The organism is Pseudomonas fluorescens (assembly GCF_902497855.1).
GTDB lineage: Bacteria > Pseudomonadota > Gammaproteobacteria > Pseudomonadales > Pseudomonadaceae > Aquipseudomonas > Aquipseudomonas fluorescens_BI.
This window is the reverse complement of sequence record NZ_CABVHU010000001.1, coordinates 349,719-373,720: the sequence shown is the minus strand read 5'-3', so window position 1 is coordinate 373,720 and position 24,002 is coordinate 349,719. Positions and strand designations below refer to the sequence as shown.

Below are 24,002 nucleotides of genomic sequence, written 5' to 3'. Positions count from 1 at the left end.
GCTCAGACTGCCCCGTTACCAACGAGCGCCATGATTGACTTAAGAAGCTCAAACGAAGCGCTCTCCAAATACACTGAGCGTTACGACCATCTCCTCCCACCTCTGTCTCTTCAGCTGCGTCAGCGCATGGATTATATGTTGCAACCGGACGCCCCCAAAGTTCCAAACGAAAAACCCGCGCGGCTGTCTTCCAGGCCGTGCACCCTCACTCAAGAGCAGGCACTGGACCGCTATTTCAGACAACTCCTTTAAAGTAGAGAACACTATGAAACCTCAAAACATTTACGTAAATCGCGAGGAACTTTTCTCGTTAGGAATCGAGGAAACTTCCGGGAGGTTCTACGTTTCATTTCCAGTTAGCAACGGCATGGTTGACTACGAGGAATATTAAGAATATAGATCGCGCAAGCTTCGAACTTTTTCAAAAAAACATTGATGCCGCAGTGGATTTCGTTATGAAATGCCGTCACAGAGAACTGGACGAGTTGCTAATTGAGAAGCCTGGAATCAATAGAGGGTTGGCTATTTGATATGTAGATAGAAGAAGATATGGATAAATAACATTGATTGGACCGGTCTAGTACAAGCTTGACCGGCACAATCGACAAATAGAGAATATAAACATGGATATTGACGAGCTAAAAACTGCTGCACGCATACTGCGTGAAAAGCTTGAGTCTTTCAAAGATAAAGACGCAAAGCGGCCCTGTTATATCGACAGATAAACCCACTACTAACAGCAGCAGAGCAAGGTAATCTATCAGAGAATGTTGAACCCCAAGAAATACCTGGCCACAAACTGTTCGATGAGAGCAATCTTAGTGAGTATAGCGATCTTAAAAAGGGTTACTCAAACTTCTATTTTGAGTTAATAGGCGGCCAAGAGTGGGATGCATACAAGCTCTTAGAAGAAAAGATGAGTAAAACTTAAACCGGAGCCGCGAACTTTTGGGGCCGACACACAACCAGCGCTGGCAAGCCTCAAAACGAGTGGATAGTGTCTACGTTAATTGGGATGACCTCCAACTAGAACTCTGTATGAAAATCGAAAACCTGAAAGAAAAAGCACTGAAGCTCCGGGCAGCCATCGACGCGCTGAAAGCACAAGACCCTGCCGCAGCAAAACTGGCCGTGGAGCTGGAGCCGTTGCTGGTCCTGGCGGAAACCGGCCAGATCCGCACACCGATGGAATGGCGGGATATTCCCGGACGCTACCTGTTCACCGAAGAAGGTTTGCAGCAGTACGCCGCACTGGAGCAAGCCTTTGCCGAGTTCAAAATCGAATTGACCGGCGGCGAATCGCCGACACTGCGGCGCCTCAAGGCGCAGATGGAAGAGAAGAAGAACAGCGGTTTGAAGCCTGACTGATATCAGGGCGAGCATCGGCGGCCTCGGATTCTGAAGCCGCAACCACTACTCAGGGAGAGAATATTTTGAAGCAGGTTACATTAGAGCCGAACGATTGCGAAAAATAACGTTCTCCCAAGAATCCAATCTTGACATTCTCAACCAAAATCCCGGGCCAAAATGAACAGACGGCAACGCATACATGAAACCTCAATGCATCCGTTCGTCTTCAGATTGCTTGCGTTAGGGCTGGTATTTATCGCGATCGCGGTGTTGGTATTTTCGTTATATTCGCTTTGGGAACATGTGCTTCCGATTTACGGTCGCATCCAACGAAACGCTCCCGTCGTGGAGACTCCCTACTTAGCGTTTACCATGCTCATGGCGCCCCCTGCGTTGCTGCTGGCCATCGTAGGAGCCTCGATTGCAGCGTGGACGGGCAAAAAATTTGACCCCCCAAATAACTCGTTTTTAGACAACTTTTCAGTGCTTATGATGTACCTTTCGGTAAAAACTTTAACGTATGTTATTCCCACTGTGATGATATTGACTACGGCCATATTGCTCTATCGAGACTACTCTCCTTGCCCCAAACTATTGATATCGGGCTCGGCATGGCAACTATTTTGGGTAAATCAGAAGAATGCGTGCTTCAAGCCTACCCGCTACATCAACGATCACTGGCCATGCAAGATGATCGGCAGCCAGGAAGTGTGCATTCGGGTAGACGGGAGGTAAATCGGACGGCCGGGAGTGGGAGGTATACCATCGGAATGAAAGACAAGGTTCTTCAACAGACCCTGAACAACGTTCTTTTAGTGCAATTACTCAGCATTGCCATCACTTCCCCCAACAACAAACCTTCACCCCCCATCCCAATGCCCCCCATTTCAAAAAATTTGGTGAACCGGTTCACCCTTTTTGAAAATTAATTAAAATAAAAAATTGGATCCACCCCACCCCGCAAACCATTGAGCCTGCTAGGTTTCATACCCGACTGTCAGACAAAACCCCAGACTGATGGCAAGCGGACATCATTGCGACATGTATCAAAAACGAGAAAAAATCCGCTCCCTCGTGAACTTTTGTATGCGAAATGTTGCCATACACCACGTTGCTGGCCACTCAACATTGAAAGGCCAGCATTCAGACACTTTATTCCTGGCAGGGCGGTTCCATGATGGCTGACATCAGGAACTGCACTTTGCGAACAGGTGTTCATTCGAGAAATTAGTAGCTCTTCGTGCCAGCCTGTCGATGTACGGCAAGCCACAGCGAAGTGTTCAAGGACGATGTACCAATGACTCAAGCGTTTGACGTTGAAGCACTGATCAGATTGCGTAGCCAGACCCGGGCCATTTCCGATGCGCTCAAGGCGCAGGCTTCGGACTATCTGGCGACCCTGGCATTGCTGATTCGTCCGCAGACGTTTTTCGGTGAGTACCTGCAAGGCGCGCAGCGCAGCAGCGGCCGCGAGACCCAACACCATTTCAAAGAGCTCAAGGAACTGTACGACCGCATCGGTTCGGCCTCGCCGTTCCAGCTGGTCAATGAGCTTGAAGTCCCCCTCACCCTGATCAGTACGACGCCGGAACTGTTCCCGCTGGAGTACGACAAGGTGCTGTCCCAAAGCGGGCAATCCATTCGCATCACCAGCCCCGTGCGCTGGGTGGTGGGTTTCAGCTCGTTTGACCTGGCCCGCTTTCGCGCGGTCATCAAGGACCCCAATCGCAGCAGCGCCGAACTGCACCGCTTTGTCGTGCACTACCTGGTGTTGTTCTACTGCCTGAGCCAGTCGCCGGGCGTGGGCCGGGTGCTTGAAGGCCTGCGTTTCCCTTTGAGTTTCGAGCGGCTCAAGGACTTTGGCGACCTGCCCTTTTGCGTCATCGGTTCACCGGTACGCGCCGAACTGCCAGACGAATCCGTTATCCGCAGCAGCACCCAGATCGCCGGCAACACCAGCTTCGAAGAGTTGGTGGGACACCAGAACATTATCGAAATGAACGATGAGATCCGTCAGCGCCTTCTGCTGACGATCGAAGGAATGTAACGCGCCAGGCCAACAGTTGAGCCGACACGCAAACGACTTGCAGCGAATGTGTTCGCACCAGGAGATCACGATGGCGAAGAAGGAAAGTACCCAGCACAAACTCGACCGCGTTCGCGCGCCTCGGGTCCATATCACCTACGACGTGGATATCGGTGACGCTCAGGAAAAGAAAGAGCTGCCCTTTGTCGTCGGTGTGCTGGGCGATTTCTCCGGCAACCCGCTGGAGCCGCTGCCGAAGCTCAAGGACCGCAAGTTCATCTTCATCGACCGCGACAACTTCAACGGCGTGCTCAAGGGCATCAAGCCGCGCCTGAGCTATCGCGTCGACAACACGCTGGTCAGCAATGGCACTCAGCTGGGTGTGGAGCTCAACTTCAACACCCTCGAAGACTTCGAGCCGCAGAACGTGGTGAAGCAGGTCGAGCCGCTGCGCAAGCTGCTGGAAGTGCGCAACAAGCTGGCGGACCTGCGCAACAAGATGGGCGGCAACGACAAGCTCGAAGAGCTGCTGATGGACGTGCTGCAGAACACTGAAAAGTTGAAAACGCTGGGCAAGGAATTCGGCCGCGAAGCCGCCGTTCCAGCCACCGATGGTAAAGAGTAGGAGCCTGACGATGAACGACAAGCAAACCGTGACTCAACAGGACAGCGCTCTGGTTGAAGTGGAAAACTTCGCCCCGCCCTCCTCGCTGCTCGACAGCATCATTTCCCAGAGCCGCGTGGCCCGCTCCGAGACCGAGCGCACCCGCACCCGCGACCTGATCGGCGAGCTGGTCAGCCAGGTGCTGGAAGGCGAGATGACGCCGAGCAAGGACCTGATTGCCGTGCTCGATGCGCGCATCGCCGAAATCGACGCGATGCTCTCCGAGCAGATGAACGAAATCATGCATGCCCGGGAGTTCCAGCAGCTGGAAGCGTCCTGGCGCGGCCTGAAGTATCAGGTCGACCAGACCGAGACCAGCACCACCCTGAAGATCCAGCTGCTCAATGCGTCGAAGAAAGACCTGGTGCGCGATCTCAAGTCGGCGTCCGAATTCGACCAGAGTGCGCTGTTCAAGAAGATCTACGAAGAAGAATACGGCACCTTCGGTGGTGCACCGTTCGGCATGTTGCTGGGTGACTACGAGTTCAACCGCAGCCCGGAAGACATGTACCTGCTCGAAGAGATTTCCCATGTCGCCGCGGCGGCCCACGCGCCGTTCATCTCGGCGGCCTCGCCTGAGCTGTTCGGCTGGGATTCGTTCACCGACATGTCCGGCCCCCGGGACCTGGCGAAGATTTTCGACACCGTCGAATACGCCAAGTGGAAGTCGTTCCGCGCCTCCGAAGACTCGCGTTATGTCGGCCTGACCCTGCCCCACGTGCTGGGTCGCCTGCCTTACGGGCCGGATACCACGCCGGTGGAGGAATTCAACTTCGTTGAAAGCGTCGATGGTCGCGATCACAACAAGTACCTGTGGATGAACGCCGCGTATGCCCTGGGCACCCGGGTCACCGACGCGTTCTCGCGCTACGGCTGGTGCGTGGCGATTCGCGGCGTCGAAGGTGGCGGTCTGGTCGAAGGCCTGCCGACCCATACCTTCAAGACCGATGACGGCGAAATCGCCCTCAAGTGCCCGACCGAGATCGCCATCACCGACCGCCGCGAAAAAGAGCTGTCGGACCTGGGCTTCATTCCCCTGGTGCACTGCAAGGGCACCGACTACGCCGCCTTCTTCGGCACCCAGTCGACGCAGAAACAGAAGCACTACAACACCGACATCGCCAATGCCAACGCGCGGTTGTCCGCGCAGCTGCAATACATCTTCGCCACCTCGCGCATCGCGCACTACATGAAGGCGATCATGCGCGACAAGATCGGCAGCTTTGCCTCGCGCAAGGACGTCGAGCTGTTCCTCAACAAGTGGCTGTCGAGCTACGTGCTGCTGGACGACACCGCCAGCCAGGAAGCCAAGGCCAAGTTCCCGTTGCGTGAAGCGCGGGCCGAAGTGTTCGAAGTTCCGGGCAAGCCAGGGGTGTACAAGGCCGTGACCTACCTGCGTCCGCACTATCAACTGGACGAACTGACCGCTTCGCTGCGCCTGGTCGCCGAATTGCCGCAATCGACTCGCGGCTGATCAACACCACCGCCAGGGAGGCAACATGAGTAGTCAACACAGGCTGTTGCCATCGCTGCTGGATCGATTGCTGGACGATCTGCCCCATCAGTCCATGGAAGCGTCATCGCAACGCCTGTGTTCGCTGGCCGATTACAAGGCCAGCATCGTTCGCGACCTCGAGGTGCTGGTCAACACGCGCCAGTCGCTGGTCGCCAACGAACTGGAGGGTTTCGTCAATCTGGGCGGAACCATCCTCGACTACGGCATGCCGGACTTCACCAGCCGCAGCGTGCTGGATCCCCAGGACCGCCTGTTGATTCAACGCCAGCTGGAAAAGGCGATCACCGTCGGCGACCGGCGGTTTCGCAGCGTCAAAGTCCAATTGCTCGCCCAACAGACCGGCCAACGCATGCTGACCTTCCGCGTGGACGCCGTACTGCGTCTGCAAGACATCACCCGTCAGGTGTCCTTCGACGCGGTGCTGCAGGTCAATACCCAGGAATACAAAGTGCAGAACCTCAACTGATGCTCGACGATCTGCTCCCTTACTACGAAAAGGAACTGTCGCACCTGCGCTTTTTAGGCCAGGAGTTCGCCAGCCAGTACCCGAAGATCGCTTCGCGGTTGCTCATCGAGGGCGATAACTGCGAAGACCCGCATACCGAGCGCCTGATCGAGGCCTTCTCGTTCCTGTCGGCCCGGGTGCACAAGAAACTCGACGATGAGTTGCCGGAAATCGTCGAGTCGTTTCTCGAAGTGCTGTACCCGCATTACCTGCGCCCTACTCCGTCGATGTCGATTGTCGAGTTCAACCTGGGCAAGCAGGAAAAAGTCACCGAAGCTTTCCGTGTCGCCCGGCACACCGAACTCAGTGCCAACCCGATCGATGGCGTGGTGTGCAAGTTCCGCACCTGCTACCCGGTTGAACTCTGGCCGGTGGCGGTGCATCAAGCCTCGTTCATCGAACTGGAGCGTTCGGCGTTCAACGGTCACAGCGCCGACCTGGTCGCGCGCCTGCGCATCGGCCTGAGGGCAACGTCCGATGTGTTGTTCGGCAAGATGGAGCTGGACCGCCTGCGCTTTTTCCTCGACGGCGAAAGCACCCTGATGCTGCAGCTCTACGAGTTGCTGTTCAACAACCTGGCCAAGGCTACGGTGAGCTTCGACGATCAGGGCCGCACTCGCGAGATCGCATTGCCGGCGAACGCATTGAAAGCTGTCGGTTATGGTGTGGACGAAGGCCTGGTGGATTATTCGGAGCGCTCGTTCCTGGGATATCGCTTGCTCCACGAGTACTTCACCTTCCCGGACAAGTTCATGTTCTTCGACCTGTCGGGGTTCGCGCGGCTGTTGGCGGGCCAGAACCTCGAGAACATCGAGATCAACTTCTATTTCTCGGATTACGACCTGAACGATCGCCTGGCACGGCTGACGCAAAACATCGGGCGCAATAACTTCAAGCTCAACTGCACCCCGATCATCAACCTGTTCCGCCAGCAGGCCGAGCCGATCAAGTTGACCCATGCCCAGCATGAGTACGCGGTGACGCCGGATGTGCGCCTGCAAAGCTCGGCCGAAGTGGTGTCCATCGATCGCGTGCGTCGTGTGCGCAAGGTTGGCGGCCTCGATCAGGTCGACACCTGCCACCCGTTTTTCGAACCGCGCGGCGATCAGGGGCCCGGCCAAAGCTTCTGGATTGCCCGGCGTCGCCCCGTGCAGACCCGACAACGCGACGGCTCGAACATGGTCATCCGGGTGGTGGATCGCGAGCTGGAGCTGCTCGATTCGAGCAACGATACGTTGAGCATCCGCCTGACCTGCAGCAACCGCGACCTGCCGTTGATGCTGCCGTTCGGTGGCGAACGCGGCGATTTCAATATTCCCGGCAACTCGGTGATCAACGACATCCGCTGCTTGCGCAAACCCACCGCGACGGCTCGCGTGCCATTGGGCAATGGCGTGATCTGGCGACTGATCTCGCACCTGTCGCTCAACCATATGTCGCTGGTTTCCCGGGGGCGCGAGGTGCTGCTGGAGCTGTTGTCGCTCTACAACTACCGCAACGTTTCGGCGATCCGCAAGCAGATCAACGGCATCGTTTCGGTGAGCAGCGAACCGGTGGTGGCGCGTATCGGCCACCCGCGGCCGAACTTCGTGCGCGGCGTCGGCATCACCCTGAATTTCGATGAAAGCCAGTACACCGGCAGCGGTGTGTTTTTGTTCGGCATGGTGCTGGACCACTTCTTTGGCCAGTACTGCAGCATGAACAGTTTTACCCAATTAACCCTTCGCACCTTGCAGCGCGAAAAGAGAGTCGTCCAATGGCCACCGCGAACCGGCGATCAACCCCTGGTCTGATCGACCAGGCACGGGCTGAGCCGCACCGATTCGAATTTTTCCAATTGGTGCGCTTGCTCCGCCTGCATTACAGCAGAACCGGGCGCATGGACCTGGACACTCGACCCCACGAAGACCCTTTGCGTTTTCGCTCGCAGCTGTCGCTCAACTTCCCTGCCAGTGAAGTCAGCGACCTGCAGTTCGAGCGCGAGGGCAAAGTGTCCGCCGCCGGCTTGCCGCTGTCCGAAGTGCAGGTCACGTTCATGGGTCTGGTCGGGCCCTCGGGTGTGTTGCCGCGCCCCTACACCGAGCTGTTGATCGAGCGGCACATCCAGTACCGGGATGACGCGGCCCATGCGTTCCTCGATATTTTCTCGCACCGCATGACCACGCTGTTTTACGAGGCCTGGCAGAAATACAAGTTCTACATCGAGTACGAACGCAACGGCACCTCAAATTTCGATCGCTACCTGCTCAACCTGGTGGGCTTCGGCCCCGAGGCGCAGAAGCAGAAATTCGACAGGCAAGGCTCACCGCTGCGGCGCGAATTGTTCAGCTATTTCTCCGGCCTGTTCGCCCAGAAGCCACGCAACGCGATGAACCTCGAAGCGATGCTGGGTTTCTATTTTTCGCTGCCGTTCAAGGTCAAGCCGTTTGCCGGCCGCTGGCTCAAACTCGATGCCGGCCAGTGCACGCAGTTGGGGCGCAAGAACGCCGTGCTCGGGCAAAGCGCCGTGGCCGGCAACCGGGTCTGGGACTATCAATCCTGCGTGCGCATCGAGATCGGCCCGCTGGACCTGGTCGACTATCAACGCTTCCAGCCCGGCACCCTGGACTACCAGAAACTGGTGGAACTGGTGCGCTTCTACGTTGGCGCCGAACTCGACTTCCAGTTGGCCCCCAGGCTCAAACCCGCAGCCGTGCCCGTGGCCCGCCTCGGTCGCCAGGGCAATGTGTCACTGGGCTGGCTCGGCTGGCTCAAACGCCCGGGCGTCGACGTGGCACCGTCCCGTTGCGCCCTCTTCCACATTCCATTCGATGGGGTCTCCCTGTGAACCTGAAGTCCCTGTTTGCCAAGTTGAACGACACCAGCCGCACCGCCACCGAAAGCGCCGCGGCCTTGTGCCTGTCGGAACAACACTACGACGTCGAGATCGAGCACCTGTTGTTGCAGTTGCTCGACAGCCACGACAACGACCTGCCGGCCATCCTGCGTCACTACGACGTAGTGCCCGAGCGCCTGCAGGCGCAGTTGGTGACCGCGCTGGGCACGTTCAAGAAAGGCAATACCCGCACCCCGGCACTGTCGCCGCACATCACGCGGATGATCGAGCAGGCCTGGGTGCTGGCCTCCATCGAATTCGGCCAGGGGCAGATTCGCACCGGTTATCTGTTGCAGGCGTTGCTGGATGACAACGAGCTGCGCCGGGTGGTGATCGCCTGCGCCCCCGAGCTGGAAAAAATCAATGCCGACGACCTGCGGGTCAACCTCGGCGCGCTGGTCGAGGGCAGCGCCGAATCGCAACAGGCCAAGCCCCTGGCCGGTGCGGACGTCACGGCCCGCGGCACGGTCAAAGGCAACGGCAAGACCCCGGCCCTCGATCAGTACACCATCAACCTGACGCAAAGCGCTCGCGAAGGCCGGATCGACCCGGTGCTGGGTCGCGAGTTCGAGGTGCGGCAGATGGTCGACATCCTGACCCGCCGCCGCCAGAACAATCCGATCCTGACCGGTGAAGCCGGCGTGGGTAAAACCGCCGTGGTCGAAGGCCTGGCGCTGCGCATCATTCAGGGTGACGTGCCGTCGGTGCTTAAAGACGTCGCCATCCACACCCTCGACCTGGGTTTGTTGCAGGCCGGTGCCGGGGTCAAGGGCGAGTTTGAAAACCGCCTCAAGTCGGTCATCGAGGAAACCAAGCGCAGCCTGCATCCGATCATTCTGTTTATCGACGAGGCGCACACCCTGATCGGTTCCGGTGGCCAGGCCGGGCAGAACGATGCCGCCAACCTGCTCAAGCCGGCCTTGGCCCGGGGTGAACTGCGCACCATCGCCGCGACCACCTGGGCCGAGTACAAGAAGTACTTCGAGAAAGACGCGGCACTGGCCCGGCGCTTCCAGGTGGTCAAGGTCGAGGAGCCGGACGAAGACAAGGCGATCCACATGCTGCGCGGCCTGCTGGGCAAGATGCAGGATCACCACAAGGTCACGGTGATGGACGAAGCGCTGGTGCAGGCCGTGCGCCTGTCCAGTCGCTACATCACCGGGCGCCAATTGCCGGACAAGGCCGTCAGCGTGCTGGACACCGCCTGCGCCCGGGTCGCCCTGGGCCAATCGGCGCAGCCGGGGCCGCTGGAAGACTGCAAAAAAACCCTCGACAACCTACAGGCAGAAATCGCGGTGCTGCAGCAGGAAGCGGCCAAAGGCAGCGACCATGTCCGGCGCCTGGCCACCCTGCATAGCGAATTGCAGGCCGGGCAGCAGACCCGCGAAACCCTGGAGCAACAGTGGCAGCGCGAACTGCAACTGGTGGAACAACTCGGCGCGCTCAACCAGCCGGACAACCAGGCGCCCGATGTGCGCGAGATTGCCGCCGTACGTGCCGAGCTGGCCAGCGTCCAGGGCGAACAACCGCTGGTGCATGCCCTGGTGGATGGCGGCACCATCGGTGAAGTGATCTCCGGCTGGACCGGCATCCCCCTGGGCAAGATGCTGCGCGACGAGATCGACACCGTCCAGCGCCTGCCCGCGCTGTTGGGTGAACGCGTGCTCGGACAGGATCACGCGCTGCAGGAAATCGGCAAGCGCATCAAGGTGTCCCGCGCGCGCATGGAAGACCCGAACAAACCGATCGGCGTGTTCCTGTTGCTCGGCCCGAGCGGCGTCGGCAAGACCGAAACCGCCCTGGCCCTGGCCGACACCCTGTACGGCGGCGAGCGTAACCTGATCACCATCAATATGTCCGAGTACCAGGAAGCCCACACGGTATCGAGCCTCAAGGGTTCGCCACCGGGTTACGTCGGTTACGGCGAGGGCGGCGTGCTGACCGAAGCCGTGCGGCGCAAACCGTATAGCGTGGTGCTGCTGGATGAAGTGGAAAAAGCCCATCCGGATGTGCTCGAACTGTTCTTCCAGGTGTTCGATAAAGGCGTGCTGGATGACGGCGAAGGCCGCGAGATCAACTTCCGCAACACCGTGATCATTCTCACGTCCAACACCGGTACCGAGCACATCATGCAGCAGTGCCTGAATGCCAGGCAGCAGCCGACGCCGGATGAAATCGTCGAAGGCTTGCGCGAGGAGTTGAACCAGGTGTTCAAGCCGGCGTTCCTCGGTCGCCTGACCATCGTCCCCTACTACCCGGTCAAGGACGCGATTCTGGAGCGCATCGTCGCGCTCAAGCTCGAGCGCATCCGCCTGCGCTTCGAGCGCAACCATCAAGCCGTGCTGAGCTACGACGCCGCGCTGGTCAAGGCCATTGCCGCACGCTGCACCGAAGTCGACAGCGGCGCGCGCAACATCGACAACATTCTGTCCAAGACCCTGATGCCGGAACTGGCCCAGCAGGTGCTGGAGCGAATGGCCCAGGACAAACCGATCCAGAGTTTGCACATCGAGATGGACAGCGACGGCGATTTCGCCTGTCGCCTGAGCTGATCGAGCACTTACAGGTAACCGTGATGGATAACAGACAGACAGGGAAGCGTGCAGCGCAGCCAGCATTGGCAAAGTGCCTGGTCGCGATGGCAATGATGATGGCACTGACCGCCTGTGGCGTCACCGACCGAGTCGGCAAGCGGGTCGACGACACCTGGGCCGGCGACATGCTGTTCGACGACAACGAGAAGGTCATCCTGACCTCCGACGGCGGCAACCGGCTCAATCCCGACGAGTCCGGCAAACCGCTGTCCGTGGTGATTCGCGTGTACCAGCTGACTTCGCTGGAGCGCTTTTCCTCGATCGACGCCGACACCCTGTGGGACGACCCGCAAAAGGCCCTGGGCAATACGCTAATCGAAAACCGCGAAATCACCCTGCTGCCGGGCATGGGACAGGTCGACAAGTGGCCTTTGAACAAGGCCGCGGGCTATGTCGGCGTCGCCGCTTTTTTCCGCTCGGAAGAAAACAGCCGCTGGAAGGTCGCCTTCGATGCCGAATCGCTGCGCAAGGAAGGCATCTGGTTTTCCTCCGATGGCCTGCGGGTGCTGGTGGACAACAACACCGTCTCCGCCATGAGCGGCGTCGATGTCCTGAACAAACCCAAGACCGAAGCGCAGCTTGCCAAGGCGTCCGCGCAGCCCGACCCGCCAACTGAAGGCAGCCTCACCCAGCGCGTCCAGGACGCGGTCGTGCAACAGGCCGAAGACACGGCCACCCGCTCCGCGCAAAAGGCGACGGAGTCGAAATTAAACTCTTTACTGGAAGGCGTTCATGAGTAAGCAAAGCCGGGTGATGTGGTCGGAAGGCATGTTCCTTTTGCCACAACATTTCCAATACCAGGATGAGTTCCACCAGCATCAGCTGGCGGAATCGACGCTGCGCAGCACGCCCTTCCATTGGGGCGTGCAGATGCTGCAGGTCGATGAAGAAGCCCTCGCTACCGGCTCCTTGCAGCTCAAACGGCTGAAACTGGTGTTTCCCGACGGCAGCCTGTATGACGCGCCGCAGCATGACCCGCTGCCGGCGGCCCGGGATTTGAAAGACTTGCTCAAGGGCAACGACCTGAAGGTCTACGCCGCGCTGAAACTGCCTGAGCCCTTCGGCATGAATTACGTCGAAGACGGCCAGGAACAAAAAAGCGCACGGCGTTTTCGCAAGCAGTTCGACACCTTGCCGGACCTGAATGAAGGCGACCTCGAGAACGAAATCACCAGCCTGCGCCTGAACGTGGTGATGCTGATCGACGGCGACAACCTGGATGGCTACAGCTGGTGCCCGATCGCCCGGCTGTCGCGCAACAACATCGGGGGTTTCAACCTCGACGCGCACTTCGTGCACCCCACCCTGCATGTCGGCACCCACGAAACCCTGATCGGGCTGGGCAAACGCCTGCTCGGTGCCTTGCAATCCAAGAGCAAGGCGCTGTCGGGCCGTCGTCGCGAACGCGCGGACCAGATTGCCGAGTTCGGCTCCAGCGACGTGACCCTGTTCTGGCTGCTGAACACGGTGAACCGGGCGCACCCGGGCCTGGCGCACCTGCTTGCCCACCCGCGCCTGCACCCCGAGCGCCTGTATGTGTTTCTGGCGGAGCTTGCGGGCGGCCTGCTGACATTTTCGCTGGACACCCAGCTCAACGACATCCCCGAGTATGACCATCACGACCCGGCGGCTTCGCTGGTCAAGCTCGACGAGATGATCCGGGTGCTGCTCGACAACGTGGTGCCTAACCAGTGCGTGGTGATCAACCTGACCCAGACCAAGCCGTCGTACTGGCAGGGCCAGTTGCTCGACCCGCGCCTGGCCGAGGCGGATTTCTATATTTCCGTGCACGCCGACATGCCCGGTTCCAGCCTGCTGGAACTGGTGCCGCGCGCGTTCAAGGTCGGTTCGCCCGAAGACATCGAAGTGGTGGTCAACAGCGCCATGCCCGGGGTCACGCTCAATCACGCGAGCCGCTTGCCCAATGCGATTCCGGTGCGCCTGGACAATCACTACTTCTCCATCGAGCCCCATGGCCGGGTGTACGAACGCATGATGAGTGCCCAGGCCATCTCGTTCTACGCGCCCAGCGCCTTTACCAATCTCAAGCTTGAACTGATGGCGGTACTCAAATGACTGAAGCCGTAATGCAAGGCGCCGTGGCGACCGCCAGCGAAAAACCGCTGATGAAAGACCTGGTGCAAGACTTCATCAGCATGGCGCTGATCGTACGCAAGGGCCGGCAAGTGACCTCGGTCACCGCTTTCGAGGCGAGCATCGATGCCTTCTTTTCGACCCTGGAACGCGAAGCCCGCAGCGCCAACTACAGCGTCGAACAAGTGAAGGACACGCAATACGCCCTGTGTGCGTTCCTCGACGAAAGCGTGTTGCGCTCCGGCGTCCCGGGCGCTGTCGATAACCCGTTGCGCAGTCACTTCGAACTGCAGCCGTTGCAGTTCCGCTACTTCGGCGTGCACCTGGCCGGCGAAGGCTTCTTCGAGAAAATCGATTCGTTGCGCAGCGACGTCAAGCAGAACCTGGATGTGCTCGAGGTGTACCACCTGTGCCTGGCGCTGGGTTTCGAAGGCAAGTTCAGCCTCGGCCAGAAAGACCAGCTGCGGTACCTGGCCAACACCCTGGGCCAGGACATTGCGCGTTACCGCAAGACGCCCAAGGCGCTCTCGCCCGATTGGGCCTTGCCCGACCAGGTTTCGCAGATGCTGCGCCATGAGGTGCCCGTCTGGCTCTACCTGGCGCTGATTGCGCTGGTCTGCGTGGGTGTTTACCTGACGCTGGACTGGCTGTTGGCCAAGGACGTCGCCGCGTTGTCCGAACAAATCAGCCAGCTGTTCAGTGCCTGAGCACAGGTCAGGTAATCGAGTCAGGAAGACATGAAGACATTATTGCGTTTGTTGAAAAGTTTTTGGTTCGTCATCCCCGTATTGTGGCTGGCGAGCCTGGCGGTGTGCTGGTTCGTGGCACCGCACGTGAGCTGGCTGCGTGGCTACACGCTGGAAGCGATGGCGATCATCAGCGCCTTCTATTTGCTGATCATTGTGCTGCGTCAGTACAAGCGGATCCGCGCGGAACACAACCTTGAGAACCTGGTGCAGATCGAAGTCGATCGATCGCTCAAGTCCACCGGTGAGTTCCGCGACCAGCAAGTGCTGCGCGAACGCCTCAAGCACGCCATCGCGATGCTGCGCACCGACCGCTCGGCCGGTGGCGGTGGCTCGTCGGCGCTGTATGACTTGCCGTGGTACCTGGTCATCGGCATGTCCGGTGCCGGCAAGACTTCGCTGCTGACCCGTTCCGGCCTGTCGGCGAGCATCGCCAACAGTGCCAATGACACCCACAGCGGCACCCAGCATTGCGACTGGTACTTCAGCCCCGAGGCCGTGATGATCGACACGGCCGGGCGTTACCTGCGCGACGACCAGTCCGCCAGCGAATTCGCCGCGTTCCTGCGGATGCTGAAAAAGCAACGCAGCAAGGCGGCGGTCAACGGCCTGGTGCTGGTGGTCAGCCTGCCCGAGTTGCTGGCCGCCAGCGCTGCCGAGCGCCACGAACTCGCCGCGCAACTGGTGTCGCGCATCGAGGAGTACACCGACTGCCTGGACGCCAACCCGCCGATCTACCTGATGTTGAGCAAGACCGACCAACTGCCGGGTTTCAGCCAGGCATTCGAAGGCCTGGACCTGAATGAACGGCAGCAACCGCTGGGCATGACCTTCGGTCTGTCGGAAATCCGCAACCAGGGTCTGCGCCCGGTGCTGGATGCCAAGCTGGCCAACCTGCACAGTCATATCCGCCGGCATGTCGACGCGCAGATGATCGCGCTGGGAGCCGATGCCAACAGCGCCCTGCTGAACTTCCCGAACTACTTTTCCGAACTGTCGGTGGTGCTGGAACAATTCCTCCAGCACTTCGCCCACACCGGGCAGGCGGGCACGCAACTGTTGTTGCGCGGCTTGTATTTCACCAGCGCCCTGCAGACCGATCAGCAGCTGAGCCAGGTCTATGAAGATGACCTCGCCGAGTCGTTCGCGCTGCAGCCACAACCCGAGCACGCGCCAGGCAGCGGCCAGAAAACCAGCGATCGCAGCTATTTCATTACCGACACCTTCCGCCGGGTGATTTTCCCGGACCGCGACCTGACGCTCTATCAGTCGCGTTTCGGCCAGAACAAGTCCTTCAGCCCTGCCGTGCTGGGTGTGGCGGTGCTGGCCGGGCTGGTGTTCGTTGGCTGGGAAACCCTGTCATTCCAGAACAACCGGCAGTGGCTGGACGCGTTGCGCGAGCAACTGACCGCGCTGCAGCAATCACCGGATCGCGCCCCGTTGCTCGCCTCGGGCCAGGGCCTGGAATTGCTGCGCGATCAACTCGCCGCCATCGAGAAGCACCGCGCCAACGGCGTGCCGCTGCAACTCGGCGCAGGCCTGTATCGTGGTGACGACATCTACCTCCTCGCCCAGAATGCCTATTTGCAGCAGCTGCGTACCCAGGCGCTGGAACCGGTGGCCCTGCAACTGCAATTGCAGATGCGCGCGTTCAACGAGTTCGCCAAAACCATGGACCCGCAGAACAGCTTTGCGCCTGCGTCCGCCAAGGCCGGTAACCCTTCCGCCAAGGCTCGTGCGCAAGAGCTGAAATTGCCGACCCGCTTGAGCAGCGTTCCGCGCAGCGCGGGTGATGTCGGCAACCGTTTGAGCGGTGCTGCCACGGGTGCCGTCAGCCATGTTCGCGCAGAGGCCATGACCGCGCTGCGCAATCCGGCCACCGCGAGCGACGCCGCCGATCTGTCGGCGACCACCGGTGGGCTTTCGTTGTCCGAGGAAATGCTCGGCCGGCTGGACGAGCGCCAGGTCGAGTCCATCATCGAATCCTATAACGCGCTGAAGCTCTACCTGATGCTGACCCAGCCCGCTGCCCATCCCGAGCCGGAATTCGTCGGGGCGGCGTTGCCAGTGGCCTGGGCCAATACCGCCAGTGCGCAACACCCGGTCAGCCTGGAAGTCATTCAAGACAACGTGCCGGTGTACGTGCAACTGCTCAAAAATGGCCAAGCGCCTTCCTTGCCACGCAACGAGCAACTGATCAGCGAAACCCGCAACAGCTTGAAGTCGTTCATGATTTCCAGCTCGCTGGTGGATCGCGAATATTTGCGCCTGCAATTGGAGTCGAGCCGCCAGTTTCCGGCCCTGGGCCTGAGCGATCTGGTGCCGTTGCCGGGACGCCAGCTGTTGTACGGCACGGAAGCGGTGCCGGCGATTTTCACCCGCCAGGGCTGGGAACAGTTCGTCAAGCCGGAGCTGATCAAGCTGGTGTCGGGCAACCTGCGCAACGAATCGGACTGGGTGCTCGACGGCGAAGGCGGCGACAGCCTGGTGCAGAAAGCCAACTTCATCCGTGAGTTCATGACCCGTTACAAGCGCGACTACAGCCAGGCCTGGTACGGCTTCATCGACAGTGTGGGCGTGCGTCATTTCACTGACATGGCCAACGCGACCCGACAGCTGTCGCTGCTCAGCGACGTGCAGAACTCGCCGGTCAAGAACCTGCTGGCGGCGGTCAACGACAACACCCAATGGGATGTGCCGGCCCCCCGTGAAACGCTGCAACCGGGGATCAAGCGCGATGACGGTTTCTGGGGCAAGGTCACCGGTATCTTCGACGGCCAGGACACTTCGGCTAATGCGCTGATTTCGCCCTTGCCTGCGGTGGATGACGGCAGCCTGGCCAAGCGCTTCGAACCGGTGTCGCGGGTGTTCGCGGTGCAGAACGCCGAGGGTGCCGACAGCACCATCATGGATCGCTACCTGGCGGCGTTGCGCAAACTCAAGGTGCGGATGAACAACATCCAGCGCTCGCAAGACGTCGGCAAAAGCAGCAAGCAACTGATCAGCGAGACCCTGGAAGGACAGCCGAGCGAAGTCACCAGCGTGCGCAACTATGTCGAGACCACCGTCGACACCAGCCAGGGCGGCTTGTCGACCTCGCTGCAAGGCCTGTTCAGCCTGCCGATCCAGTTTGCCTGGGAAACCCTGCGCGATCCGGCCGGCGAACAGATCGCCAAGGCCTGGGCGCAACAGATCGCCAAGCCCTGGGAACAGGTCATGGCGCACCGTTACCCGATCGCCGCGGGCAGTCGCAACGAAGCCTCGGTCAAGGACCTGCAGCGTTTCGTCGACCCGGAGTCCGGCCTGTTGCCGAACTTCAAGCGCAACGAAATCGGCAACCTGTCCGGCGGCGAAGGCCTGGGCATGAGCAGCGCCAGCAAGGCCACGCCGCTGGTCAATCCGGGCATGGTCAACAGCATCGACAAGGCCAGCTCCCTGGGCCAGGTGATCGCCAGCCTGTCGGACCGGGAAAACGGCTTCGAGATCATGCTCGAGCCTTCGGCCTACTTCACCGACATCATTTTCACCCTCGATGGCCAGGTGCAGCATTACCGCAACGGCAAGACCAGCTGGAGCCGCTTCTCCTGGCCGGGCACCACCACCGCCCCGGGTGCGCGCATGGACGTGGTCACACTGACCGGCGAGCGCATCACCGTGTTCGATTACCCCGGTCGCTGGGGTCTGTTGCGCATGAATGACAGTGCCCGGGTCAGTGACCTGGACGGTATCCAGCAACGTTTCAGCTGGAACACCGCCAGTGGCCCGGTCAGCCTCGCCGTGCGCAACTATGGCGGCGTCAAGTTGACCGACCTGGCCAACGTCAAGGCCCTGAGTGCACTCAACTCCACAGGCGGACGGCCACAGTGATCATGCTCGTGTTGAATCAGGGCCCCGGCCGATGATCGGCTGTTTCGGCAAAGTCCCCGCGAGCCCGGACTTCGTCAGCCTGCACGGTGCAGCCGACGACGTCTGTGAGTTCGATGCCTGGCTGCAAGGCGCATTGGCCGCCCTGCAGCCTCTTGAGGACTGGCGAACACTGTTCGACGCGTTGCCGCTCTGTTTCTTCTGCTATCGCGCCCGCAGCGGCAACTGGTTGCTGGGCGGGCTGATCAGTTCGAGGGATTCAAGCCAGCGCCGCTATCCGTTCTTTATTTTCCAGAGCCTAAAAGCCAGCGACGCCGGGCCCTTGGTCAACCCGTTCACCCTGGGCGAGCTGTTCAGCGGGCAGATCAGGCCCTTGCTGCACATGGCCGCCCAAGGCGAAAGCACCTCGGTGCTGTTCGATCGCATCAAGGCCTTGCGCCCCTTGCAAGGCAAGGACTTCGAGTTGTTCCGGCGCGTGCATGACAAGTTCCTGTTGAACTTCAACCTGCGCGACATCGCCATCGCGCTCGAAGGCGCCTACCCGGAGTTCGTCACCAACGCCGTGCTCACTCGTTTGCAGGCCTTGAACAGGCATCTGCACCATGGGACGCCGATCGGTATCGCCCTGCCCTTGCCGGCGGAACGCGGGTTGAAAAATCCGACGGCGGATTTGTGGGTCACCTGGTTGACGCGCATGACACCCGGCAACGCCGTGCCGCAGATCAGCCTGCTGGCGGACGACTTCATGCGCCCCCGGCTGATCTGCTTTGCCTCGCGTACCACCAGCGATGCCTATCGCGTGCTGACCGGTACCGGCGAGCGTTCGCAAAGCTTTGACGTGCTGGGGTCGTTCGAGGCGTTTGACGAGCACCACCCTGCGTATGTTTTTCCCGAAATCGATCGCCCTCTTGATGACGTCATCGACCGTTTTGTCGCTGCCCTGGATTCGAAGTCCGTATGAACAAGATCAAGTATTACTTCTTGCGCTACCAACCCTACATTCTGGGGGTGGTGTTTTTCCTCACGATCTTCCTGGTGTGGGGCATCGGGCGTGGGTTTGGCTTCAGCTCGCTGAATAGCCTGCTGACGGGCATCGGCGTGTTCCTGCTGCTCGCCTGCGGCTACGTGCTGCTGTTGTATCGTGGGGTGTCCCGGCACCACAACCTCGAAGGGCTGTTGCGCGACGATGCCGACCAGGCGGTGCTGAACGCCAGCCCGGCGGACCGCGAGGAAGTCAGCCTGTTGCGCGAGCGCCTGTTGCAAAGCATCGAGCGCCTGCACAGCAACAAACCCCGGGGCGGCAATTCCAAGGATGCCTTGTATGCCCTGCCCTGGTACCTGGTGATCGGCCAGCCGGCCGCTGGCAAAAGCACGATGCTCTATCAATCGGGCCTCAACTTTCCGTACGCCGAGCGCGAAGGTGCGCGCGTCGCCGGCCTGGGCGGCACACGCAATTGCGACTGGTTTTTCAGTTCCGAGGCCGTACTGCTGGATACCGCCGGTCGCTACATGAACAACCAGGAGGAAGCCGGCAAATGGCGGGCCTTCCTCCAGCTGCTGCGCCAGCACCGCCAGCGCCGGCCGCTCAATGGCCTGATCGTCACGGTCAGCATCCATGACATTCTTCAAACCTCGCTCGAGGACCAGGAGCGGATTGCCAAGCGCCTGCGCGAGCGCATCCAGGAAACCCATGCGCTGCTGGAAGTGCGCCTGCCGGTCTACCTGGTGTTCACCAAGTGTGACCTGGTGCCGGGATTCGCCCCCTTCTACCGCCAACTGGATGACGTTGCCCGGGGCGAAGTCATGGGCAAGACCTTTGCCCACAAAGGCTATGAGCAAGCCGACTGGGGGCGCCAGTTTGGCGTGGCGATGGATGAGTTGATCAGCTATTGGCAACAGGTGGCCAGCCAGCAGCTGGTCCTGCAGGACATTCAGATCACCCGCCAGGATTCGGCGGTGTATCGCTTCCCGCTGGAACTGGCTGCGCTCAAACCCCGGCTCCAGCTGTTCGTCGATGCGCTGTTGCGTGCCAACCCGTATCAAAAGGCCGAACTGCTGCGCGGCTTCTATTTCACCAGCGCCCTGGATGCCGACCAGCCGGAACTGGGCGGGCACACTCGCCAGGTCACAGAGCGCTTTTCCCTGGACACTGATCAAGCACTCGCCAGCGGCACGGCGCAAGCGCGCCCGCTGTTCATCAACAGTCTGTTCAGAAAAGTCATCATTCCTGACCAGCACCTGGTGGCGTTGTACACCACCAACCATCGCGAACGTCGGCGCAAGGCGACCTGGATTGGCGGCGCCGGCCTGGTGGCGCTGCTGCTGTGCGCACTGTTGGGCTGGTCCTACGTAAACAACAAAAACACCGTGCAGGCGATTTCGACGGAGCTGGCCCAGGCGGCCACCACTGACGCGTCGGCGTCGGGTCAATACACCGCGTGGCAAACCCTGGACCGCATGCGTTTCTGGACCGCACATTACTATGCGCAGCATCACCACCAGGGCGTGCCACTGCGCATGCGCCTGGGGCTGTACCAGGGCTACAAAGTCGAGCCCCTGCTGCGCAGCCGGTATTTCGATCGGCTGGAAAGCGTGATGCTCAAGCCGACGGCCGACAACCTGACCCGCTCGTTGTACCTGCTCACCACCCTCAAGGTGTATCAGCGCAACAGCAAGGAATTGTTGCCCGTGACCGGCATCGACAGCGTCGAGCCCAAGGCGTTGCCGAGCGACAACCGGGCCCAGTCGATCGCGGCCTTCGGCAAGACGACGCTGGACACCTACGTCATGCTCTCCCGTGCCCAGCGCGAGAAGGCTGACCCTGGGTTCCTGAAGGCAAAGATCCCGGACTACTGGTACCCGGCGATCGCCCGCCAGACTGGCAAAACCATCGGTGCCGGCAATGACGGCTCGGGCGCGAACCAGGATTACGAGTTCGCCAGCCGGCAGATCAATTTCTACAGCGACCAGATCCACGAGGAAGACGTGCCACGGATCCTCGACAACGCATTCCTGACCTCCAGTTCGCGCAACTACATCAACAGCCTGTTGACCCAGTCGTTGCGCTCGATCGAGACCATCACCCTGGAGTCGGACACCTTGTTCGCCTTTGGCCGCGCCGATTTCCAGAGCCTGAAAACCGAAGGCCAGGGCCAGCTCAGCGCCATCGCCGGCAAGCTCTTGAGCACCCCTGACATCGGTAAGATCATCATTGCCGGGCATGCCGATCAACTGGGCGACCCCCAGGGCAATATGCAGGTGTCCAAACAACGCGCGCAGACCATCAAGACCTACCTGGTGGGCAAAGGCGTGCCCGGCGAGTTGGTCGAAGCAATCGGCGAAGGCAGCACCCGGCCCCTGGTCAAATGCGACATGCAGCAGCCCCGGGCCCGGCTGATCCAGTGCCTGGAGCCGAATCGGCGGGTAGAAATCGAAGTGCGGGCGCTCAACTGACAGCGTCCCCACTGACAGAAACACCGGTGCCGGGGTCGTTTCGACGTATTGGCCCTGGCCGGTAACACACCTCTCTTGATCGTTTCAAAGAGGTTAAAACGAGGGTACGTGACCTGTGCGCAGGTCAGCCCTTAAATGAAGCTAAGGAGAAATTAAAAATGGCATTTGACGCATACATCCAGATCGAAGGCATTCCAGGCGAAGTACTGGACGACAAGCACAAGGACTGGATCGAAGTGCTGGGCTACGAGTACGGCGCAACTCAGGCTACTTCCGCGACTGCAAGCTCTTCGGGCGGTGCTTCGTCGGAGCGTGTGTCGTTGAGCGATTTCAGCATCCGCAAGGCCGTGGACAAGGCTTCTGCCAAACTGTTCGAGGCCTGCTGCAAAGGCACGCACATCGCCAAGATCCAGCTGAACGTCAACCGCGCCGGCGGCGACAAGGTCACCTACCTGACCATCAACCTGGAAGAAGTCGTTGTGTCTTCGGTCAAGGCCGTTGCCGGTGGCAGTCAAGGCGGTGAAGACAAATCGGTCAGCGACCTGCCGATCGAAGAAATCAGCTTCAACTTCGCGCGCATCAAAACCACCTACACCCAGCAGAGCCGGGCCGATGGCCAGGGCGGCGGCAACGTGACCGGCGGTTGGGATCGCACGGCCAACAAGGTTTTCGCTTGAGTCTGTAGCGATGGCGGGCCGCGCAAGCGGCCCGTGTCCGGCACCGTGCCTGGTTATCAGGCACGGTGTTCTTTTATCTTGACCAGAGTTGCCTATGTCTGAATTTCTCAACGACCTTTCGCTGGCCGAACTGACAGCGCCCATCAATGAGGGAAGCGGCGAAGACTTGAGCTTTTCCACCTTGTTCGATCAGGTGAAGGAAGCGCGTCGAGCAGACCCCGATTACCTCACCCAGGGTGATTGGCAGACCGATCTGAAATCCTCGGATTGGGACCTGACCATCACCCTGGCTGCACAAGGCCTGGCTCGACAGAGCAAGGACTTGATGCTGGTCGCCTGGCTCAGCGAGGGCCTGGCGCACCGCTACCATTTCGTCGGCATCACCTTCGGCCTGACCCTGGCCGAGCGCATTCTGGAGGCCTTCTGGGCGGACTTGTTCCCATCCCTTGAAGACGGCGTCGACGAGCGTGCCGCACGGCTGGCGTGGATGAAAACTTCGCTGGCGGACATCGTCGGCGCGCTGCCGATCACCCAGGGACAACAGTACGGTTTGCTGCGGTATGACGAGTCCAGGCATGTGGAAAACCTGGCGTTGCAGAACCCCCAGGCCATGCGGGCCGCCCTCGATGAAGGCAAGATCAACGCCGAGATATTCCAGCGTTCGGTGGTATTGACCGACTCGGACTATCTGCGTCTCAAAGCCGCCGAAATCGCCGCCAGCCTGAAAGCCTGCCAGCAGCTGCAGAGCGCCGCTGATCGCCACTTCGGCGCCGAAGCACCGAGTTTTGCCGGGCTCAATGACATCTTGTTCCGCGCCGGGCAACTGGCCGAGAAGCTGCTCAAGGATCGGGGCATCGAACTGCATCCGGCCCCGGTCGCGTCCGCTACGGCCCCTGAAAACGCTGTTGAACAACCTGTAGGTCCTGCCATGACCCAGCCTCAGAACCTTTCGGCCACGCCGCTGCGCATCACACCGCTGACCCGCGACGAGGCCTTCACCCAGCTGGCGGGCATCGCCCGGTTCTTCAAACAGACCGAGCCCCAGAGCCCTGTCCCCTACCTGATCGAACGCGCGATCAAGTGGGGCAACATGCCGCTCGAGGGCTGGCTGAACGATGTGATCAAGGACAGCAATGTGGTGGACAGCATCCGTGATGTGCTGGGGACCAAGGAAGCGAAGTCCTGATACACCGTCTTCGCCAGCAGGTTGATCGAGGCGCTCACCGCCCCGGCGTTCACTGAAAATCCCCTGTAGGAGCTGGCTAGCCAGCGAAAGCGGTCCGCCAGCCAACACCTCTATTGAACGTGCCACCGTCTTCGCCAGCAAGCCGGCTCCTACACCGTATCCCTGTCGTTCACCGATTTGGCGTCCACCAAAGCCCTCTGTAGGAGCTGGCTTGCCAGCGAAAGCGGTCCGCCAGCCAACACCTCTATTGAATGTGCCACCGCCTTCGCCAGCAAGCCGGCTCCTACACCGTATCCCTGTCGTTCACCGATTTGGCATCCACCAAAGCCCTCTGTAGGAGCTGGCTTGCCAGCGAAAGCGGTCCGCCAGCCAACACCTCTATTGAACGTGCCACCGTCTTCGCCGGCAAGCCGGCTCCTACACCGTATCCCTGTCGTTCACCGATTTGGCGT

Annotated in this window: 17 protein-coding genes and 2 pseudogenes; all 19 read left to right on the top strand. The window is 60.2% G+C overall.

Features of this window, described 5'->3' with window-relative positions; genetic code table 11:
• Positions 1-30: 30 nt before the first annotated feature.
• A pseudogene (locus F8N96_RS35235) lies at positions 31-231 on the top strand (ADP-ribosylglycohydrolase family protein); the annotation flags it as partial.
• Positions 232-265: 34 nt separating this feature from the next.
• Positions 266-530: pseudogene (locus tag F8N96_RS35230) on the top strand (hypothetical protein).
• A gap of 508 nt (positions 531-1,038) precedes the next feature.
• Positions 1,039-1,368: a hypothetical protein gene (locus F8N96_RS01765; protein WP_150796309.1), complete on the top strand. Its 330-nt coding sequence runs from the start codon at positions 1,039-1,041 to the stop codon at positions 1,366-1,368.
• Positions 1,369-1,560: 192 nt separating this feature from the next.
• The gene (locus tag F8N96_RS01760; protein ID WP_150796308.1) at positions 1,561-2,085 is read left to right on the top strand and encodes a hypothetical protein; all 525 of its coding nucleotides are present in this window, start codon (positions 1,561-1,563) and stop codon (positions 2,083-2,085) included.
• A 562-nt stretch (positions 2,086-2,647) separates the two neighbouring features.
• A complete protein-coding gene (locus F8N96_RS01755) occupies positions 2,648-3,397 on the top strand; it encodes a hypothetical protein (RefSeq protein WP_150796307.1) in 750 nt (249 codons plus the stop codon).
• 70 nt (positions 3,398-3,467) lie between these two features.
• Entirely contained in the window at positions 3,468-4,001 is a 534-nt protein-coding gene (gene tssB, locus F8N96_RS01750; RefSeq protein ID WP_064677237.1) for a type VI secretion system contractile sheath small subunit, read from the top strand.
• Positions 4,002-4,011: 10 nt separating this feature from the next.
• Positions 4,012-5,514 carry a type VI secretion system contractile sheath large subunit gene (tssC, locus tag F8N96_RS01745; RefSeq protein ID WP_150796306.1) on the top strand — a complete coding sequence of 501 codons (1,503 nt, stop codon included), beginning with the start codon at positions 4,012-4,014 and terminating at the stop codon, positions 5,512-5,514.
• Between the two features lie 25 nt (positions 5,515-5,539).
• Positions 5,540-6,022, top strand: a complete 483-nt coding sequence (tssE, locus tag F8N96_RS01740) for a type VI secretion system baseplate subunit TssE (RefSeq protein WP_150796305.1) — start codon at positions 5,540-5,542, stop codon at positions 6,020-6,022.
• The gene (gene tssF, locus F8N96_RS01735) at positions 6,022-7,854 is read left to right on the top strand and encodes a type VI secretion system baseplate subunit TssF (RefSeq protein WP_150796304.1); all 1,833 of its coding nucleotides are present in this window, start codon (positions 6,022-6,024) and stop codon (positions 7,852-7,854) included. Before tssE ends, tssF begins: the two co-directional genes overlap by 1 nt.
• A complete protein-coding gene (gene tssG / locus F8N96_RS01730; RefSeq protein WP_150796303.1) occupies positions 7,818-8,888 on the top strand; it encodes a type VI secretion system baseplate subunit TssG in 1,071 nt (356 codons plus the stop codon). Before tssF ends, tssG begins: the two co-directional genes overlap by 37 nt.
• Positions 8,885-11,488 (top strand): type VI secretion system ATPase TssH, encoded by a 2,604-nt coding sequence (gene tssH / locus F8N96_RS01725; protein WP_150796302.1) that lies wholly within the window; start codon positions 8,885-8,887, stop codon positions 11,486-11,488. The genes tssG and tssH overlap by 4 nt, the downstream gene beginning before the upstream one ends.
• Before the next feature lie 23 nt (positions 11,489-11,511).
• Positions 11,512-12,270, top strand: coding sequence for a type VI secretion system lipoprotein TssJ (gene tssJ, locus F8N96_RS01720; protein ID WP_150796853.1), 759 nt, complete (start codon positions 11,512-11,514; stop codon positions 12,268-12,270).
• The gene (gene tssK / locus F8N96_RS01715; RefSeq protein ID WP_150796301.1) at positions 12,263-13,606 is read left to right on the top strand and encodes a type VI secretion system baseplate subunit TssK; all 1,344 of its coding nucleotides are present in this window, start codon (positions 12,263-12,265) and stop codon (positions 13,604-13,606) included. Before tssJ ends, tssK begins: the two co-directional genes overlap by 8 nt.
• The gene (gene icmH / locus F8N96_RS01710; RefSeq protein ID WP_150796300.1) at positions 13,603-14,331 is read left to right on the top strand and encodes a type IVB secretion system protein IcmH/DotU; all 729 of its coding nucleotides are present in this window, start codon (positions 13,603-13,605) and stop codon (positions 14,329-14,331) included. The genes tssK and icmH overlap by 4 nt, the downstream gene beginning before the upstream one ends.
• A 30-nt stretch (positions 14,332-14,361) precedes the next feature.
• On the top strand, positions 14,362-18,237 hold the full coding sequence (locus tag F8N96_RS01705) for a type VI secretion protein IcmF/TssM N-terminal domain-containing protein (RefSeq protein WP_150796299.1): 3,876 nt from the start codon (positions 14,362-14,364) through the stop codon (positions 18,235-18,237).
• Between the two features lie 31 nt (positions 18,238-18,268).
• On the top strand, positions 18,269-19,195 hold the full coding sequence (gene tagF / locus F8N96_RS01700) for a type VI secretion system-associated protein TagF (protein ID WP_150796298.1): 927 nt from the start codon (positions 18,269-18,271) through the stop codon (positions 19,193-19,195).
• Complete coding sequence (tssM, locus tag F8N96_RS01695) at positions 19,192-21,687, top strand: type VI secretion system membrane subunit TssM (protein WP_150796297.1); 2,496 nt, start codon at positions 19,192-19,194, stop codon at positions 21,685-21,687. The genes tagF and tssM overlap by 4 nt, the downstream gene beginning before the upstream one ends.
• 158 nt (positions 21,688-21,845) lie before the next feature.
• Complete coding sequence (locus tag F8N96_RS01690; RefSeq protein WP_150796296.1) at positions 21,846-22,364, top strand: Hcp family type VI secretion system effector; 519 nt, start codon at positions 21,846-21,848, stop codon at positions 22,362-22,364.
• Between the two features lie 94 nt (positions 22,365-22,458).
• On the top strand, positions 22,459-23,550 hold the full coding sequence (gene tssA / locus F8N96_RS01685; protein ID WP_150796295.1) for a type VI secretion system protein TssA: 1,092 nt from the start codon (positions 22,459-22,461) through the stop codon (positions 23,548-23,550).
• The last annotated feature ends 452 nt before the right edge of the window (positions 23,551-24,002 follow it).

Excerpts from the sequence above, each read along its gene's own strand:
- F8N96_RS01765 (WP_150796309.1), top strand. The coding sequence starts at position 1,039 with ATGAAAATCGAAAACCTGAAAGAAAAAGCACTGAAGCTCCGGGCAGCC.
- F8N96_RS01760 (WP_150796308.1), top strand. The coding sequence starts at position 1,561 with ATGCATCCGTTCGTCTTCAGATTGCTTGCGTTAGGGCTGGTATTTATC.
- F8N96_RS01755 (WP_150796307.1), top strand. The coding sequence starts at position 2,648 with ATGACTCAAGCGTTTGACGTTGAAGCACTGATCAGATTGCGTAGCCAG.
- tssB (WP_064677237.1), top strand. The coding sequence starts at position 3,468 with ATGGCGAAGAAGGAAAGTACCCAGCACAAACTCGACCGCGTTCGCGCG.
- tssC (WP_150796306.1), top strand. The coding sequence starts at position 4,012 with ATGAACGACAAGCAAACCGTGACTCAACAGGACAGCGCTCTGGTTGAA.
- tssE (WP_150796305.1), top strand. The coding sequence starts at position 5,540 with ATGAGTAGTCAACACAGGCTGTTGCCATCGCTGCTGGATCGATTGCTG.
- tssF (WP_150796304.1), top strand. The coding sequence starts at position 6,022 with ATGCTCGACGATCTGCTCCCTTACTACGAAAAGGAACTGTCGCACCTG.
- tssG (WP_150796303.1), top strand. The coding sequence starts at position 7,818 with ATGGCCACCGCGAACCGGCGATCAACCCCTGGTCTGATCGACCAGGCA.
- tssJ (WP_150796853.1), top strand. The coding sequence starts at position 11,512 with ATGGATAACAGACAGACAGGGAAGCGTGCAGCGCAGCCAGCATTGGCA.
- tssK (WP_150796301.1), top strand. The coding sequence starts at position 12,263 with ATGAGTAAGCAAAGCCGGGTGATGTGGTCGGAAGGCATGTTCCTTTTG.
- icmH (WP_150796300.1), top strand. The coding sequence starts at position 13,603 with ATGACTGAAGCCGTAATGCAAGGCGCCGTGGCGACCGCCAGCGAAAAA.
- F8N96_RS01705 (WP_150796299.1), top strand. The coding sequence starts at position 14,362 with ATGAAGACATTATTGCGTTTGTTGAAAAGTTTTTGGTTCGTCATCCCC.
- tagF (WP_150796298.1), top strand. The coding sequence starts at position 18,269 with ATGATCGGCTGTTTCGGCAAAGTCCCCGCGAGCCCGGACTTCGTCAGC.
- tssM (WP_150796297.1), top strand. The coding sequence starts at position 19,192 with ATGAACAAGATCAAGTATTACTTCTTGCGCTACCAACCCTACATTCTG.
- F8N96_RS01690 (WP_150796296.1), top strand. The coding sequence starts at position 21,846 with ATGGCATTTGACGCATACATCCAGATCGAAGGCATTCCAGGCGAAGTA.
- tssA (WP_150796295.1), top strand. The coding sequence starts at position 22,459 with ATGTCTGAATTTCTCAACGACCTTTCGCTGGCCGAACTGACAGCGCCC.